This window comes from Paraburkholderia sp. BR14312, assembly GCF_040948675.1.
GTDB lineage: Bacteria > Pseudomonadota > Gammaproteobacteria > Burkholderiales > Burkholderiaceae > Paraburkholderia > Paraburkholderia nodosa_A.
In genome coordinates this window covers 317578-333855 of the sequence record NZ_JBFPKI010000002.1, presented here as the reverse complement: position 1 = coordinate 333855, position 16278 = coordinate 317578, and the positions used below count along the sequence as shown (strand labels likewise).

The 16278-nt window shown below is 66.5% G+C and carries 11 protein-coding genes and 1 tRNA gene; 2 read left to right on the top strand and 10 right to left on the bottom strand.

The genetic code is table 11. From position 1 onward, the window contains the following. Positions 1-206: 206 nt before the first annotated feature. Positions 207-356, bottom strand: coding sequence for a hypothetical protein (locus AB3X98_RS07310; protein ID WP_176732842.1), 150 nt, complete (start codon positions 354-356; stop codon positions 207-209). 547 nt (positions 357-903) lie between these two features. Continuing rightward, positions 904-2022: an aldo/keto reductase gene (locus tag AB3X98_RS07305; RefSeq protein ID WP_368603984.1), complete on the bottom strand. Its 1119-nt coding sequence runs from the start codon at positions 2020-2022 to the stop codon at positions 904-906. A 117-nt stretch (positions 2023-2139) separates the two neighbouring features. Here AB3X98_RS07305 and AB3X98_RS07300 point away from each other — a divergent pair, with 117 nt between their 5' ends. After that, entirely contained in the window at positions 2140-3093 is a 954-nt protein-coding gene (locus AB3X98_RS07300; RefSeq protein WP_368603983.1) for a LysR family transcriptional regulator, read from the top strand. A gap of 126 nt (positions 3094-3219) precedes the next feature. Here the strand turns inward: AB3X98_RS07300 and AB3X98_RS07295 are convergent. The 3 genes from AB3X98_RS07295 to pepN all read right to left on the bottom strand — a co-directional run bounded on the left by AB3X98_RS07295 (position 3220) and on the right by pepN (position 7334). Beyond that, positions 3220-3295: transfer RNA gene (locus AB3X98_RS07295), tRNA-Thr, on the bottom strand. A gap of 66 nt (positions 3296-3361) precedes the next feature. Then, positions 3362-4378, bottom strand: coding sequence for a class 1 fructose-bisphosphatase (locus AB3X98_RS07290; RefSeq protein ID WP_368603982.1), 1017 nt, complete (start codon positions 4376-4378; stop codon positions 3362-3364). Positions 4379-4643: 265 nt separating this feature from the next. Continuing rightward, complete coding sequence (gene pepN, locus AB3X98_RS07285) at positions 4644-7334, bottom strand: aminopeptidase N (protein ID WP_368603981.1); 2691 nt, start codon at positions 7332-7334, stop codon at positions 4644-4646. A gap of 362 nt (positions 7335-7696) precedes the next feature. On the opposite strand from pepN, the gene AB3X98_RS07280 reads away from it, so the two are divergent. After that, the gene (locus tag AB3X98_RS07280) at positions 7697-8395 is read left to right on the top strand and encodes a DUF4136 domain-containing protein (protein ID WP_321929933.1); all 699 of its coding nucleotides are present in this window, start codon (positions 7697-7699) and stop codon (positions 8393-8395) included. A 111-nt stretch (positions 8396-8506) separates the two neighbouring features. On the opposite strand, the gene guaD is transcribed toward AB3X98_RS07280, so the two are convergent. The 5 genes from guaD to xdhA form a co-directional block, all read right to left on the bottom strand. Continuing rightward, positions 8507-9814, bottom strand: coding sequence for a guanine deaminase (guaD, locus tag AB3X98_RS07275; RefSeq protein ID WP_342948556.1), 1308 nt, complete (start codon positions 9812-9814; stop codon positions 8507-8509). A 242-nt stretch (positions 9815-10056) separates the two neighbouring features. Beyond that, positions 10057-11118: an adenosine deaminase gene (locus AB3X98_RS07270; RefSeq protein WP_083245121.1), complete on the bottom strand. Its 1062-nt coding sequence runs from the start codon at positions 11116-11118 to the stop codon at positions 10057-10059. Between the two features lie 40 nt (positions 11119-11158). Beyond that, the gene (gene xdhC / locus AB3X98_RS07265) at positions 11159-12217 is read right to left on the bottom strand and encodes a xanthine dehydrogenase accessory protein XdhC (RefSeq protein ID WP_069262663.1); all 1059 of its coding nucleotides are present in this window, start codon (positions 12215-12217) and stop codon (positions 11159-11161) included. Positions 12218-12335: 118 nt separating this feature from the next. Then, positions 12336-14720 (bottom strand): xanthine dehydrogenase molybdopterin binding subunit, encoded by a 2385-nt coding sequence (gene xdhB, locus AB3X98_RS07260; protein ID WP_368603980.1) that lies wholly within the window; start codon positions 14718-14720, stop codon positions 12336-12338. Next, positions 14717-16273, bottom strand: coding sequence for a xanthine dehydrogenase small subunit (gene xdhA / locus AB3X98_RS07255; protein ID WP_368603979.1), 1557 nt, complete (start codon positions 16271-16273; stop codon positions 14717-14719). The genes xdhB and xdhA overlap by 4 nt, the downstream gene beginning before the upstream one ends. Positions 16274-16278 lie beyond the last annotated feature (5 nt).

Here is a 16278-nt window from a genome sequence, read left to right as displayed (position 1 = left end):
TTATGGCGCGCTTGCGTCTAACGGCGCTGAGGTCGAATCTTCGAGATGGTCGCATCGAGGCGCGCCCGCGATCCAGCGCGCCGGGTGCAAGCTGCTATTGCGCAAAACTGCGCGCAGCACGACACGCGCGTCCCCGAGCTACGCGTGTCTTTAGTCACACGAACGTCTACCGCGTGCTCGCGAGCGCGTACGTGTGCATTTCCCCGTCACTTCTGTTCGTGTGCCTTGCGTTGCTCGTCGAGAAATGCGCGCACGTGAGCGGGCAATTCATCGCCGAGAAACTCAACGGCCACCGGTTCCGGATCCGGGCTGAAGACTTGGTCCGGGGTCGGAACCCTTGGCGGTTTGGCGTCCATGATCTTTCTCCTATGTAAGCCGATTATCCGGCTCGCTACTTCTGCTGCGCTAGTCCCGCTTACGGTAACAGTGCTTTTCTCGCACGCGTGTTGCTTCTTCGCACAGCGATACAAATGATTAACGGCGCGGGAATATAATTGTTGAGATGTCCTTCGTACTGTCGCATGCTGCGTGAATCGCGCACGTCCCACGTTTCTCCCAACACTCCCGCGCAGCATCTGCTGCACTTGCACAACGCCTCGAGCGCACTTCCCCCGGCTCTGAGCACGGCGCGGGTTCTGCCGCCTTGCCGCGTTCGTATTGCGCGCCGCAAGGGCGGGCCGGTCCTTCGGCCTTGGCTGGCACATACCGTTTATGTACAACGGTCGATTATGCTTAGCCGTTGACGTCGAAACGTTAATAAGAATTAAAACTATGTAAGCGACCGTTTCTATCCAATTGGGCGATTAATACTTTGTTGCGCGTCATTTGGCCGCGATTAATGACCGAACGTGCGTAAATGGCCGCGCATTGGGGCGCGCCCTCTTGATGCACTCCGATAATTCGTTACGTTTGGGCCTCCGGCGGCGCCGGCACGCGCTGCACGTGAGCATGGTTCGCGGGCGTCGCGCGCACGTCCACCTGACCGTGAATACGTGACTGGTGGACGTCCGCGAACATGTAGTACGGGAACGGGTGTGCGGGCTCGGAGGCCGCATCGAGACGCGCGACCAGTTCGGGCGCGAGCGTGAAGTCGAGCGCGCCAAGCGACTCTTCGAGTTGCTCCGACCTGGTCGCGCCCACGATGATGCTCGCCACGCCGCGCTTCTGATACAGCCAGTTCAACGCGACCTGCGCCATGGGCCGGTTGGCCTCGTGCGCGACCCGCTCGAGCTCGGCGACGATCGCGAAGTTGCGCGCCGAGAGCTTGTCGAAGCCGGGCGGCGGCTTGGCGCCCATCGTCTGCAAGCGGCCCGCACCGCTCACGCCTTCGCTTGCCTGCGACGGCCGATATTTTCCCGACAGCACGCCCATGCCGAGCGGACTCCAGGGCACGAGCCCCATGCCGAGTTGCGTCGCGAGATCGGCGAATTCGTGTTCCGCGTTGCGCTCGATCAGGGAGTATTCGAGCTGCATGGCGGCTACCGGCTCGAAGCCGCGCCAGTCGGCCAGCGTCTGCGCGCGGCCCGCGTACCAGGCGGGCACGTCGGAGAGGCCCACGTAGCGGATCTTGCCGGCGCGCACGGCGTCGTCCATGGCGCGCATCACTTCGTCGACGGGCGTCATACGGTCCCACGTATGCAGGTAATAGAGATCGATGTAGTCGGTGCCGAGGCGTTTGAGCGAGCCGTCGAGCGCACGCAGCAGGTTCTTGCGATGGTTGCCGCCGGCGTTCGGATTGCCCGCTTGCGCGTTGTATGAATACTTGGTGGCGATGACGAGTCGCTCACGCAGACCGCGTGCCGCCGCGAAGCGCCCGACCCAGGTTTCGCTCGTGCCTTCTGTATAGAGATCGGCGGTATCGATGAAATTGCCGCCTGCGTCGACATAGAGGTCGAAGAGTCGCTGTGCGGCGGCTTCGTCGGCGCCCCAGCCCCATTCGGTGCCGAACGTCATCGTGCCGAGGGCGATGGGGCTGACGCGTAGGCCCGAGCGGCCGAGCAGGGTATAGCTGTCGAGTTTCATGGCGGTTTCCTCAAAGAGTGATTGGCGAACGCGAACTCATCTTGCGCTATTCCTTTTTGTGGAAAAATCGGGTTCACCTGAAAGCACTGTGAAGTCAGGCTTCACAATGGAGACGAGATGAGCCCGGTTTCCACTCCGGCGTTAGCGCCGCCCGTCACCTCGGGACTGGCGGGACGCCTGCCTGCACTGCTGGCGGTGGCTGCTGTCGCGCGCCACGGCAGCTTCACGCGTGCGGCGTCCGCCGCGGGCTTCTCGACGTCGGCGCTATCGCAAACCGTGCGTGCGCTCGAAGCGCAACTCGGCGTGAGGCTCTTCAATCGCACGACGCGCCGGGTCGCGCTGACCGAGGCCGGCGCGCAGTTTCTCGCGCGCGTCCAGCCCGCGCTCTCACAGATCGAGGCGGCGTTCGAGGCGCTCGACGCCTCGCGCGACGCGCCGGCCGGCACGCTGCGCATCAACCTGCCGCGCGTGGCGAGCGAGCTGCTCGTCATGCCGCACCTCGCGGAATTCATGACGCGTTATCCGCAGATCAAGCTCGAACTCGCGCTCGACGATGGTTTTGCCGATCTGGTCGGCGACGGCTTCGATGCAGGCATTCGCCTGGGCGAATCGGTTGCGCCGGGCATGGTGGCGGTGCCGATCGGCGGGCCGGTTCGCATCGTCGTGGTGGGCTCGCCCGCATACTTCGAACGCCACGGCCGGCCGGTCACCCCCGACGACCTGGCCGCGCATGATTGCCTGCACTATCGCTTCGCGACGGGTGGGGTCTACCGATGGGAGTTCGCGCAGCCGGGCGACCCAGGGCGCGTGTTCGAAGTGGTCACCGAGGGCCGCTTCGTGACGAACGATCTGCGTACCATGGTGCGCGCCTCGGAGCAGGGCGTGGGTCTTCTGCACGTGATCGAGGATTACGTGCGCGCGCCGCTGGAGGAAGGCCGGCTCGTGCCGGTGCTCGAGCCGTGGGGCGCATCGTTTCCGGGGTTCTATTTGTATACGGTCGGACGTGCGCAGTTGCCGCCCAAGCTGCGTGCGTTCATCGACTTTCTGCGCGAGAAGCGTGAGGGCGCTTAAGCTCAGGTAGCGCGACTTGGGGGGCGATGGGAGGATGGGATGGCAGAGGCGGGCGAGGCCGCTGCGTGCACGCCGACGCCACAAAGCAAAAAGCCCAGTCGAAGACTGGGCTTTTTGCTTGAATCCTGGTGCCGGAAAGAGGAATCGAACCCCCGACCTTCGCATTACGAATGCGCTGCTCTACCGTCTGAGCTATTCCGGCGCGCATCAGAGAAGAAAGATTATAGGAAGTCTCCGCGAACTATGCAAGCCCTTCCCTCCTCTTTTTTCATTTTTTCGCTTCGTGGTGGTAGCGCGTGACGCGCTCGACCTCGCTCTTCGAGCCGAGGAACACGGCAACGCGCTCATGCAGGCTCTTCGGCTGGATGTCGAGAATGCGCTCTTCGCCGTTGGTCGCCATGCCGCCCGCCTGTTCGACGATGAACGACATCGGGTTCGCTTCGTACATCAGGCGCAGCTTGCCGGGCTTGGACGGATCGCGCTTGTCGGCCGGGTACATGAAGATGCCGCCGCGGTTCAGAATGCGGTGCACGTCCGCGACCATCGAGGCAATCCAGCGCATGTTGAAGTTCTCGCCGCGCGCGCCGTCCTTGCCGGCGTTCAGCTCGCCGATGTACTTCTGCACCGGCTCATACCAGTGGCGTGCGTTCGACGCATTGATCGCGTATTCGCGCGTCTCTTCCGGAATGCGCATGTTGCTCTGCGTGAGCACCCACGAGCCCAGTTCACGGTCGAGCGTGAAGCAGTTCACGCCGTGGCCGGTCGTGAGCACGAGCACCGTTTGCGGGCCGTACACGGCGTAGCCTGCGGCGACCTGCTTCGTGCCGGGCTGCAGGAACGATTCCTCGGTTGCCTGCTGGCCGTCCGGGCAGCGCAGCACCGAGAAGATCGTGCCGATCGACACGTTCACGTCGATGTTCGACGAGCCGTCGAGCGGATCGAACACGAGCAGGTATTCGCCCTTCGGATAGTTGGCCGGAATCGGGAAGAACGTTTCCATTTCCTCCGAGGCCATCGCGGCGAGGTTGCCGCCCCATTCGTTGGCGTCGAGCAGGATTTCGTTCGAGAGGATGTCGAGGTTCTTCTGCACTTCGCCCTGGACGTTCTCGCTGCCGGCCGTGCCGAGGGCGTCACCGAGCGCGCCCTTGCTGACGTTGAAGCTGATCGCCTTGCACGCGCGCGCGACGACTTCGATCAGAAGACGCAGGTCGGCGGGCAGATTGCTGTGCTGGCGCTGCTGCTCGATCAGGTACTTGGTGAGGGTGGTGCGACGTTGCAAAGCCATTGCAGTACTCCGGATACGCTTAGGGATGTCGCAATTCTACCCGCTCGACTGTGACCGCCCGCCGCACAGCCACGCAAAATAAAGCGCCGGGGCGCCGCTGGGCTTGCTGGAGCGGCTTTTCGCGCGGCGACGGGTCGCTTCACCCCGCCAAAAATAATCGTGAAAAAATGCGCAAAAAAACCGGCGCGAAGGCCGGTTCGTGTATCGCCGCGCGGCGCTGCCCGGCCGCCGCGCGTTGTTCGCCCAATCGCTATGTTTCGTCTGATCAAGCCAGCGCTTTTTCGACGATCTCGCGTACATCGCGCGATTTGGCTTCGGCGGCGACGCGCTCCAGCGCCGCTCGCATCGCGTCACGCAGTGCGGGCGTGAAGCGGCGCCACAGTTCGAGATTGCGGGCGAGGCGCGCCGCGACCTGCGGATTGAGCGCGTCGAGCGCGATCACCTGGTCGGCCCAGAACGCGTAGCCCGATCCGTCGGCGGCATGGAACTGCGCGGGGTTCGCCGCGCAGAAGCTGAAGATCAGCGAGCGTGCGCGGTTCGGGTTCTTGATGTTGAACGCCGGGTGGCCCATCAGCGCGCGCACCGTTTCGATGGTCGGGCGTTGCGCAGTGCCCCGTTGCGTGGCTTGCAGCGCGAACCACTTGTCGATCACGAGCGGTTCCTTCTCGAAGCGCACGTAGAAGTCTTCGAGCGCGCGGCGCGCGACGTCGCCGCCCGTGGCCGCCTGCACGTTCAACAGCGCGGAAAGCGCCGCCGAACGGTCGGTCATGTTGTTCGCGGCGTCGTACTGCGCCGTGGCGAGCCGTACCGCTTGCGCGGAGTCGTCGAGTTCCGGGAGATACGAGAGCGCGAGGTTCTTCAACCCGCGGTGCCCGGCCGCCTCGGGCGTCGGCTCGTACGCGCCAGGCGTGACATTGCGCTCATAGGCCGCGAGCCATTTGCCTTGCAGCACCGTTGCCAGTTGCTTGCGCACGAACTGGCGCGCGGCATGCACGGCGGCCGGATCGGATTCGGTCATCTGCTCGGCGAGATACGTTTCCGAAGGCAGCATGAGCGCAAGCTCGCGGAACGACGGCGAGAGCGATTCGTCGGTCAGCACGCGGCGGAAGGCATCGACGAGCGCGTCGTTGATGTCGAGCGGCTGGCCCGCGGCGGCGCGCCCGGCGAGCGCGAGCAGTTCGCGCGTGGCGAGGCGCTGGCCCGCTTCCCAACGGTTGAACGCATCGCTGTCGTGCGCGAGCAGGAACGCGAGTTCGTCGTTGCCGTAGTCGTAGTCGACGATGACCGGCGCCGAGAAGTTGCGCAGCAGCGAGGGCAGGGGCTTGGCCATCACATCGGCGAACGTGAAGGTCTGCTGTGTGTCGGTCAACTCCAGCACGCGCGTCGTGCCGTGCGCGGCGGCTTCGCCTTCGAGGCGCAGCGGCAGGTCCGCGCCGTCCGGGCCGATCAGGCCGATCGCAAACGGAATGTGCAGCGGGCCCCTCTGCGTTTCGCGCGCGGCGGGCGAACCGTTGGCGTAGCCCTGCGTGAGCGTCACGCTGTAGCAGCGCGTGCCTTCGTCATAGCTCGTGCTCACACTCACGCGCGGCGTGCCCGCCTGGCTGTACCAGCGCTCGAACTGCGCGAGGTCGCGGCCATTGGCGTCGGCCATGGCGTGGCGGAAGTCGTCGCAGGTCACGGCCTGGCCGTCGTGGCGCTGGAAGTACAGGTCCATGCCTTTGCGGAAGCCATCGCGGCCGAGCAGCGTTTGATACATCCGCACGACTTCCGCGCCTTTTTCGTAGACGGTCATCGTGTAGAAGTTGTTGATCTCGACGTAGCTCTCGGGGCGCACTGGATGCGCCATCGGGCCTGCGTCTTCGGCGAACTGCATCTGGCGCAGCACGCGCACGTCTTCGATGCGTTTGGTCGCGCGCGCCGCTTCGTTCTCGTCGCCGCCCGACATCGCCGCCGAGAACTCCTGGTCGCGGAACACCGTGAGGCCTTCCTTCAGGCTCAGCTGGAACCAGTCGCGGCAGGTCACGCGGTTGCCGGTCCAGTTGTGAAAGTACTCGTGGCCGACCACGGCCTCGATGTTGGCGAAATCGACATCGGTGGCCGTTTCCGGATTCGCGAGCACGTACTTCGTGTTGAAGATGTTGAGCCCCTTGTTCTCCATCGCGCCCATGTTGAAGTCGCTCACGGCGACGATCATGAAGCGGTCGAGATCGAGCTCGAGGCCAAAGCGCTGCTCGTCCCAGTGGATCGAGTGGACGAGCGAGTCCATGGCGTGGCGCGTCTTGTCGAGATCGTGCGGCTCGACCCAGACCTGCAGCAGCTTTTCCTTGCCCGAGCCGCTCTGGATGCGCTCTTCCAGCGCCACGAGCTTGCCCGCCACGAGCGCGAACAGATAGCTCGGTTTGCGGAACGGGTCTTCCCATTTCGCATAGTGACGGCCGTCGGGCAGCTCGCCTTCGGCGATCAGGTTGCCGTTCGAGAGCAGCACCGGGTAGGCGGTCTTGTCTGCGCGCAGCGTCACCGTGTAGGTCGCCATCACGTCGGGCCGGTCGAGGAACCAGGTGATGCGGCGAAAGCCTTCGGCTTCGCATTGCGTGAAGAAGTTGCCGCTCGACACGTACAGGCCCGAGAGCGTGGTGTTGGCGGCGGGCGCGCACGCGCCGGTGAGCGTGAGCTCGAAAGTTTCGGGCACGTTCTCGATCGTGAGCCCGTGTTCGTGTGCGCGCACATTCGCGTACGGCTTGCCGTCGATCGCCGCGCCGATGAATTCGAGTTGCTCGCCCATGAGTTCGAGATGCGCGGTGGGCTGCGCATCGGGATTGCGACGCACGCGCAACGTGCTCTTGACGATCGTGCGCTCGGGCACGAGGTCGAATTCGAGGTCGACGGTATCGATCAGAAACGCGGGCGGCGCGTAGTCTTCGCGGCGGATCACGGTGGGCGTGGCGGTATCGGACATGGTCTGGATAGGGGCGGGTCGGATCGGGGGGGATCGCTCGGTGTTGATCGAATGGGCCGGCCGCGGCGGCGTGTGCGCCCGCGGGCGCTGCCTGCCGTCGCGGGAGCGCGGCGGATCGCCCCATTGTACAAAGGCTCGGGCCGCTTTGTCCGTCGGGGCACGGCCGCCGAACTTTCGCGCCGGGCCGCGAGTCAGTATGATCAGGCCCTGCCGCGCGGCTGGCGGAGCGCAAAACAAGACACGACCGGCGCGCAATGCGCACGGAGCGGATACGGAATAAGCGCGGCGCAACGATCGTATCGGAGAGAGCGGCCCCCACGACTGCACTTTTCCAACTGAAGCAACACTGCTATGAGAAGACCATGATGCACGACAGATGGACCCGCCGCGCCCTCCTGATGCTGGCGGCGCTCGCTCTCACGCTCTCCGGCTGCACGACGTACGTGACGAGCCAGGTGACCGCCTTCTCCGCATGGGACGGCGGCAGCGACGCCACGCGCACCTTCGCGTTCAAACGCAGCCCCGAGCAGAACCAGAGCATCGAGCAGAGCACCTACGAGCAGTTCGTGGCCAACGGGCTCGCCATGCACGCGTTCCGCCTCGTGCCCGAGCCGCAGGCGCGCTATCTGGTGGGCCTCGCCTACGGCAGCCGCACCGACACGGTGACGGTCGCGCAGCCCGTGTTCTACAACCCCTGGCCGGGCCCGTACTGGGGGCCGTGGAACCCGTGGGGCGCGTGGGGACCGTATCAGCCCGCCTACGTCAACCAGAGCTATCCCGTGTATTCGCATGCGCTAGGCATTCGCATCACGGAAAAGGCGAGCGGCAAGGAGGTCTATAACGTGCAGGCGCGCACCTCGGGCGACGATCCCTCGCTCGTGCGCGTGATGCCTTTTCTCGTGCAGAGCGCGCTGGGGAATTTCCCGCTGGCCAATGGCACGGTCACGGAGGTCAAGATCCCGGTCGGCAAGAACGGCGGCGCTCCGAACGAGACAGCCGCGGCCCCGGCGGGTGCGGGGCAGGGCGGGGCGGCCGCGACGGGGAACGCGCCGGCGAAATAGGCACGTATCGTCGTGCCCGCCCAGTAAGCGACGCGCCGGGCCTCGTATCCGGCGCCCAGGCGCGGATTGCAGTCTGACGCTTTTTCCTGTAACCCGCGCCGGGCGGGGCCTTCAGCGCCGCGCGCCGTCGCGGCTGTGCACGCGCTTGCCTGCCGCGTAGGTCTCGAACACGGCGCGGTCGTCGCCGAGCAGGGCGAGCGCGAACAGCAACTCCTCGAGCGATTCGGCGCGCGCCGTGCGCCGCGCGAGCAGCGGCGTGGCCTGCGCATCGAGCACGACGAAGTCCGCTTCGCTGCCGGGCGCGAGCGTGCCGATCTTGTCGGCGAGATCGAGCGCCTGCGCCGCGCCCGCGGTCGCGAGCCAGAACATGCGCGTGGCCGTGAGGTGGTGGCCGCCCATGCGCGCGACCTTGTGCGCCTCGTTCATGGTTTGCAGCATGGAGAACGAGGTGCCGCCGCCCACGTCGGTGGCGAGCGTGACGGGCATCGACGATTCGCCCGCCTTGTCGAAGTCGAACAGACCGCTGCCGAGGAACAGGTTCGAGGTCGGGCAGTGCGCGGCGACGGTACCCGTATGCGCCATGCGGCGGCGGTCTTCATCGTCGAGCCAGATGCAGTGGCCGTACACGGCCCGCTTGCGCAGGAGTCCGTAGTGATCGTACACGTCGAGGTAGCTGCGATGGCCCGGGAACAGTTCCTTGACCCACTTCACCTCGTCCGGGTTTTCGGCCACGTGGCTCTGGATGAAGATATCGCCATGCGCCTTCGCGAGCGCGCCGCACGCTTCGAGCTGCGCTTCGGTCGAAGTGGGCGCGAAGCGCGGCGTAAGCGCATACATCTGGCGCCCGCGGTTGTGCCAGCGCCCGATCAGCTCGGCGCTGTCGTCGTAGCCCGTTTGCGGCGTGTCGCGCAGGAACTCGGGGCAATGGCGGTCCATCAGCACCTTGCCCGCGACCATGCGCAGGTTCTTCGCTTCGCTCGCGGTAAAGAGCGCGTCGGCGGACTGCTTGTGGACGGTGCAGTACACGAGCGCCGTAGTCGTGCCGCAGGCGAGCAGCTCGTCGACGAAAAAGCGCGCCGTGTCCTGCGCCACCGCTTCGTTTTCGAAGCCGCGCTCGGTCGGGAACGTGTATGTGTTCAGCCACGGCAGCAGACCCGGCGCGGGCGAGGCGATCATGTCCGTCTGCGGGTAGTGGATGTGCGTGTCGATGAAGCCCGGCACGATCAGCTTGTCGCGCAGATTGTGGACCGTCGCGTTTTCATCGACGCGCGACTTGAGCGCGGACCACGCGCCCGAGGCGACCACGTGGCCGTCTTCGACGATCACGACGCCGTCCTCGTCAAAGACAGCGGCGTCGGACGATTGCGCAGGGTCGCCTGTGAACGTCAACAGTTTCGCGCGGTAAGCCGATTGAGTCATGGGAACTTCGTCTCCGAAAAATTCAGGTATTCGTCCAATGCATGCCCGCATGGCGCGTGCCGCTCCTGAAAACGTGTCGACCAGAGTTGGCGCTTCAGCGCTTACTCTGGTCCCATGCCAGAAGGGCACGCGCGAGGGCCCACGGTCCGGCGCTCGCGCGCTGGACCGGATTCGTGTGACAGCCCGGGCTGGGGCTTGCTGTGCGGACGAGTCCGCTTTTCAGTTTGCGCCTGAGTCGACGCTTAAGCCGTTGCGCGACGCCAGTTCGCGTCGAGCTTCGCGATCAGCGCGGCGCGCTCTTCGGGCGTGACGAACGACGCCTCGAAGCCGTTGCGCAGGATCGTGTACACCTCGTCGTCGTCGAGCTCGAGCGCTTCGATGATGGCGCGGTAGTTCTCGTTGACGTAGCCGCCGAAGTAGGCGGGATCGTCGGAATTGACGGTCACTGCGACGCCCTTGTCGAGCAGGGCCTTGAGCGTGTGCTGCGTCATGTCGTCGAACACGCACAGCTTGGTGTTCGAGAGCGGGCACACCGTGAGCGCCACACGCGTGTCGGCCAGACGCGTGACGAGCGCCGCGTCTTCGATGCTGCGCACGCCGTGATCGACGCGGTCGACCTTGAGCAGGTCGAGCGCTTCGTAAATATAGGAGGGCGGGCCTTCCTCGCCTGCGTGCGCGACGAGCTTTAGCCCCAACGCCCGCGCCTTCTCGAACACGCGCTCGAATTTCGAAGGCGGATGACCGCGCTCCGACGAGTCGAGGCCCACGCCGATCAGGCGCGCATAGCGCTCGAACAGCGGGCGCGCGGCTTCAAAGGTGGCGAGCGCATCGGCTTCGCTCAGGTGGCGCAGGAAGCACAGGATCAGCTTGCTCGTGAGGCCGCGCTTTTCGGCGTCGCCAAGCGCACGGTCGATGCCCGCGACCACGGTTTCGATCGGCACGCCGCGTTCGGTGTGCGTTTGCGGATCGAAGAAAATTTCGGTGTGCACGACGTTGTCGGCGAGCGCGCGCTCGCAGTACGCCATCGTCATGTCGTAGAAGTCCTGCTCCGAGAGCAGCACGCTCGCGCCCGCGTAGTAGATGTCGAGGAACGACTGCAGGTCGGTGAACGCGTAGGCGGCGCGCAGCGCGTCGATCGAGTCGTAGGCGAGCTTCACGTTGTTGCGCTGCGCGAGCGCGAAGATCAGCTCGGGTTCGAGCGAGCCTTCGATATGGATGTGCAGCTCGGCCTTCGGCGCATTGGCGGCCTTTTCGACGAGCGCCTTTGCGTTGGCGGCGGTGTTGGCGGTGGTCGTGATCGTCATGTTAGGTTCGATTCGCTTATGGGTTCTTCAGTGTTTGACATCACGCGGAATGGGTGGCGGGGGCATGCGCCGCGCTCGCCCGCTTCGCCGCTTCGATCGCCTGCAGCAGTTGCGCGGCGGCCGACACGGCGATGACTTCGGGCGACTTGTCGACGATACCGTCCACGCCGAGCGGGCAGTGCATGCGCGCGATCTGCATGGGATCGATGCCGCGCGCGGCGAGCCGGTGCTCGAACTGCTTGCGCTTCGTGTGCGAGCCGATCATGCCGAAGAACACGAAGTCGCCGCGGCGCAGGATGCGCTCGGCGAGATCGAGGTCGCGCGAATGATCGTGCGTCATCACGATGAAGCTCGTGCCGGGCGGGGCCGTGTCGACGGCTTCGTCGGGCGCGTCGTTGGCGTCGATCGCCACGTTGGGCGCGTTCAGCAGCGCGAACGCCTCGGGCGTCGGAAACGCCGCGTCGCGCTCATCGACCCACAGCACGCGGCAGGGCAGCGTGCCGAGCACACGCACGAGGGCCGCGCCCACATGGCCCGCGCCGAACAGCACGACGGGAAAGTCGTTCGGCGCGATGGTTTCGGTCAGGAGCAGCGCGCCGCCCGTTTCCCAAAGCAGGCAGTCGGGCGCTTCCACGCCCGGTTCCGGCTCGGACAGCATGGCCGGATCGGCCGCGGTGCCTTCGCCCTCCGGGCTCCCGTTCCGCGAGGAGCGAAATGATACGCTACGCACGGTCGACGCGCCTGCCGCGAGGCGGCGCGCGAGCGTGGCGAGCCAGCCGAGGTCGGCCACGTCGAGGCGCTCGAACGCGAGCACCACGGCGCCGCCGCAGCACTGGCCGAGGCTCGGCCCGAGCGCGAGACGCTCGAGGCGTCGCGCGTGCGGCGTGCGCATGCCGTCGCGCAGCACCTGGCGCGCGATTTCGATGGCCTTCCATTCGAGGTGGCCGCCGCCGATGGTGTGGCGGGCCGCTTCGCGCGTGACGATCATCTTCGTGCCGGCCTCGCGCGGCGCCGATCCCTCGACGCGCGCAACGGTGACCAGCACGGCGGCGTCGCCGTGCGCGAGCAGTTGCTGCAGATCGGAAAGCCAGGTTTGCATCTGGCGCTTCTCCCTACGGGGCGGCACGTTCTTGCCTGTGCCGCCGGTTAATCTTCGTGGCCTCGCGCGGGCGGCGCTTCGCGGTTGGAGTGTGCGAAGCGCTGGCCGGTTCGCGCGGTCAGTTCATTTTGCGGTGGTTTTCCCGCAGCGCGTCCAACGCATCGAGAATCGCTTCAGGCGTCGCGGGCGCACGCAGCGGCGCGGCCTCGCGCGCCTCGGGCACCGCCGCGCCCACGGCCTCGCGAATCGCGAGAAATACCGAGAATGGCAGCAGCAGGGGCGGTTCGCCTACGGCCTTCGAGCGGAACACCGTCGGTTCCACGTTGTCGTTGCCGCCGCTGCGATAGAGCCTCACGTCGAATGCCTCTGGCGTGTCGCTCACCGCTGGAATCTTGTAGGTGGACGGGGCATGCGTCATGAGCCGCCCGTCGCGGTTCCACCAAAGCTCCTCGGTGGTGAGCCAGCCCATGCCCTGGATGAAGCCGCCTTCCACCTGGCCTAGATCGATGGCCGGATTGATCGACTGGCCCGCGTCGTGCAGCACGTCGGCGCGTACGAGCTTCCATTCGCCCGTGAGCGTATCGACGACCACTTCGGACACCGCTGCGCCATAGGCGAAGTAATAGAACGGATGGCCGGTCAGCGTACGTGCATCCCAATGCACTTTGGGCGTGGCGTAGAAGCCATCGGACCACAGTTGCACACGCTTCATGTAGGCGAGTTCGACGAATTCGCCAAACGCAATCGCCTTACCGTTCGCTCGCACCTGGACATCTTCGAACGCGACGTCTTCGGGCGAGCCGCCGTATTGCGCCGCCGCGAAGGCCGCGAGGCGCGTGCGGATCGTGAGCGCGGCGTCTTCGGCGGCCTTGCCGTTGAGATCGCTGCCCGTGGAGGCGGCCGTCGCCGACGTATTGGCGACCTTCGAGGTATCGGCGGCGCTCACGCGCACGCGTGCGAGCGGCAAGCCGAGCGTGCCCGCCACGACCTGCGCGACCTTGGTGTTGAGCCCCTGGCCCATTTCCGTGCCGCCGTGGTTCACGAGCACCGAGCCGTCGCGGTACACATGCACGAGCGCGCCCGCCTGGTTCAGATGCGGCACGTTGAACGAGATGCCGAACTTGACGGGTGTAAGCGCCAGGCCGCGCTTGAGCACGGGGCTCGTGCGGTTGTACGCGGCGATGGCCGCGCGGCGCTCGTGATAGCGGCTCGACGCCACCAGTTCGTCGGTCAGCGGCGCGAGCACGTTGTCCTCCACGCGCTGGCCGTACGGCGTGACATCACGCTCGCCGATGCCGTAATAGTTCGCGCGCCGCACATCGAGCGGATCGCGGCCCAGTGCGCGCGCGATCTCGTCGAGCATCACCTCCATCACGAGCGCGCCTTGCGGGCCGCCGAAGCCGCGAAACGCGGTGTTCGACTGCGTGTTCGTCTTGCAGCAGAGCGCGACGATTTCGACATCCGAAAGAAAATAGGCGTTGTCGAAGTGACATACCGCGCGCGTGGCGACCGCGCCCGAAAGATCGGCCGAATAGCCGGCGCGCAGCGCGATCTCGACGCGCGCGCCGAGCAGCCGTCCTTCGTCGTCGTAGCCCGCTTCGTACGTGTAGAGCGCATCGTGGCGCTTGCCGGTGATCATGAAGTCGTCGTCGCGATCCGCGCGAAGCTTCACGGGGCGCTGCAGCTTGTGCGCCGCGAGCGCGGCGACGCACGCGAACAGCGCCGACTGCGATTCCTTGCCGCCGAAGCCGCCGCCCATGCGCCGGCATTCGCAACTCACGCGATGCGCGGGCCAGCCGAGCAGATGCGCGACGACCTGCTGCATTTCGCTCGGGTGCTGTGTCGAGCTGTAGACGAGCATGCCTGTCTGCTCCTGCGGGAGCGCATAGGCCACCTGGCCTTCGAGATAGAACTGCTCCTGGCCGCCCACGGCAAACGTGCCCGCGAGGCGATGCGGCGCCGCGGCGAGCGCGGCATCGGGTGCGCCGCGCACGAGACGCAGCGGCGGCAGCACGTAATGCTGGCGCGTGCGCGCCTCTTCGATGCTGAGAACGGGTTCGAGCGGCGCGTAGCGCACGACGTCTTCGCTGGCGGCGAGCGCTGCAGCGCGGCGTGCGAGCTCGTGGCTCGTGGCGATCACCGCGAACACGGGCTGTCCGAGATATTGGACGGTGTCGCTCGCGAGCACGGGATCGTCGTGCACGACCGGGCCGCAGTCGTTCTCGCCGGGGATGTCGGCGGCAGTGAGCACCGCAAGCACGCCCGGCGACGAGCGCACACGGTCGAGATCCAGCGCGACGATGCGTGCGTGCGCATGGCGCGCGAGGCCGAGCGCCGCGTGCACGGTGCCGTGCAGTTCGGGGATGTCGTCGGTGTAGCGCGCCTCGCCGCTCACGTGCGCATCGGCGGATTCGTGCGGCAGCGGTGCGCCGAGCGCGCGCTCGTGGGCGTGCTCATCGCCTTGCTGCGGGCGCATGACGAGCGCTTCGGCCTGATCGTTCATGGCGTGACTCCCGCGGCTGCAGTGCCCTGGTCATCGTCGTCGCCTTCGGCGAAAGCGAACGCGTTGACGTCGCAAAGCGCGAGCGGGGCCTCGTCGCGCGTTTCGAGCCAGCAGCGCCACAGCAGATTGCGCGCGACCTTCAGGCGATAGGCACCGCTCGCGCGCATGTCAGTGAGGGGCTGATAGTCGGTGGCGAGCGCATCCATCGCGCGCTGCGCACTGGTTTCGTCCCAGCGTGCGCCGGTTAGCGCGGCTTCGGCAAGCGCGGCGCGCTGCGGGATCGCGGCCATGCCGCCGTAGGCGATACGTGCGCTCGCGAGTGTGCCGTCCTCGCGCACGTCGAGTGCGAACGCGGCGCACACCGCCGAGATATCCTGGTCGTAGCGCTTCGAGACCTTGTAGGTGCGAAAGCGCAGTGTCGGCGCGGGGCGCGGCACGCGGACCGCTTCGACGAATTCGCCCGCTTCGAGCGCGTTCTGCTGGTAGCCCGTGTAGAAGGCCGCGAGCGGCAGCGTGCGCACGTGCGCCGCGCGGCGCAGCACGAGCGTGGCATCGAGCGCGAGCAGCGCGGGCATGGAGTCGCCGATCGGCGAGCCGTTCGCGACGTTGCCGCCGAGCGTGCCCGCATTGCGAATCGGCAGCGAGGCGAAGCGCGCCCACAGTTCCGCGAGTTCGGGGTAATCGATGGCGAGCGCGGCGTAGGCAGCTTCGAGCGAGACGGCCGCGCCGATCGTGAGCGTCTGCGCGTCGCGCGAAACGCTCGCCAGTTCCGCGACGTTGCCGGTGTAGATGAGGTCGCCCAAGTCGCGGAACTGCTTCGTGACCCACAGGCCGATATCGGTGCTGCCCGCGAGCACCCGCGCGTCAGGATGCGCGGCACGCAGCGCCGCGAAGTCGGCGAGCGTGCGCGGCGCGTAGAACGTGCTTTCACCGTGCGCGGCGCCTCGCACGTCGGGGCCGCGATATTCGAAGGTGCCGGTGCGCTGCAGCGCGCGCAGCTGCGCTTCGACGCGAGCGCGATCGAGCGCCACGCGTGCATGGCAGGTCTCGTCGAACATGCGCAGCGACGCTTCGATGATCGGCCGGTAGCCGGTGCAGCGGCAGAGGTTGCCCGAGAGCGCCTCGTTGATCTCCTCGCGGGTCGGCAGGCCCGCACCGATGGGCTGGTTCTCGTAAAGCGCCCACATGGACATGACGAAGCCCGGCGTGCAGAAGCCGCACTGCGAGCCGTGGCAATCGACCATCGCCTGCTGGACCGGGTGCAGTGCGCCGTCCGGCTGGCGCAGGTCTTCGACGGTATAGAGCGCGCGGCCGTCGAGGGTCGGCAGGAACTGGATGCAGGCGTTGACGGACTTGAGCGCGAGATGACCTTCGCTGTCGAGTTCACCCACGACGACCGTGCACGCGCCGCAGTCGCCCTCCGCGCAGCCTTCCTTGGTGCCGCAGGCATGCAGATCCTCGCGCAGATGCTGAAGCACCGTGCGCGTGGGAGGCAGGTCGCGCACTTCGTGCACGGCGCCTCGGTGGAGGAAGCGGATGGTTTGCGTTGTCATGGTGA

Excerpts from the sequence above, each read along its gene's own strand:
- AB3X98_RS07310 (WP_176732842.1), bottom strand. The coding sequence starts at position 356 with ATGGACGCCAAACCGCCAAGGGTTCCGACCCCGGACCAAGTCTTCAGC.
- AB3X98_RS07305 (WP_368603984.1), bottom strand. The coding sequence starts at position 2,022 with ATGAAACTCGACAGCTATACCCTGCTCGGCCGCTCGGGCCTACGCGTC.
- AB3X98_RS07300 (WP_368603983.1), top strand. The coding sequence starts at position 2,140 with ATGAGCCCGGTTTCCACTCCGGCGTTAGCGCCGCCCGTCACCTCGGGA.
- AB3X98_RS07290 (WP_368603982.1), bottom strand. The coding sequence starts at position 4,378 with ATGGCTTTGCAACGTCGCACCACCCTCACCAAGTACCTGATCGAGCAG.
- pepN (WP_368603981.1), bottom strand. The coding sequence starts at position 7,334 with ATGTCCGATACCGCCACGCCCACCGTGATCCGCCGCGAAGACTACGCG.
- AB3X98_RS07280 (WP_321929933.1), top strand. The coding sequence starts at position 7,697 with ATGATGCACGACAGATGGACCCGCCGCGCCCTCCTGATGCTGGCGGCG.
- guaD (WP_342948556.1), bottom strand. The coding sequence starts at position 9,814 with ATGACTCAATCGGCTTACCGCGCGAAACTGTTGACGTTCACAGGCGAC.
- AB3X98_RS07270 (WP_083245121.1), bottom strand. The coding sequence starts at position 11,118 with ATGACGATCACGACCACCGCCAACACCGCCGCCAACGCAAAGGCGCTC.
- xdhC (WP_069262663.1), bottom strand. The coding sequence starts at position 12,217 with ATGCAAACCTGGCTTTCCGATCTGCAGCAACTGCTCGCGCACGGCGAC.
- xdhB (WP_368603980.1), bottom strand. The coding sequence starts at position 14,720 with ATGAACGATCAGGCCGAAGCGCTCGTCATGCGCCCGCAGCAAGGCGAT.
- xdhA (WP_368603979.1), bottom strand. The coding sequence starts at position 16,273 with ATGACAACGCAAACCATCCGCTTCCTCCACCGAGGCGCCGTGCACGAA.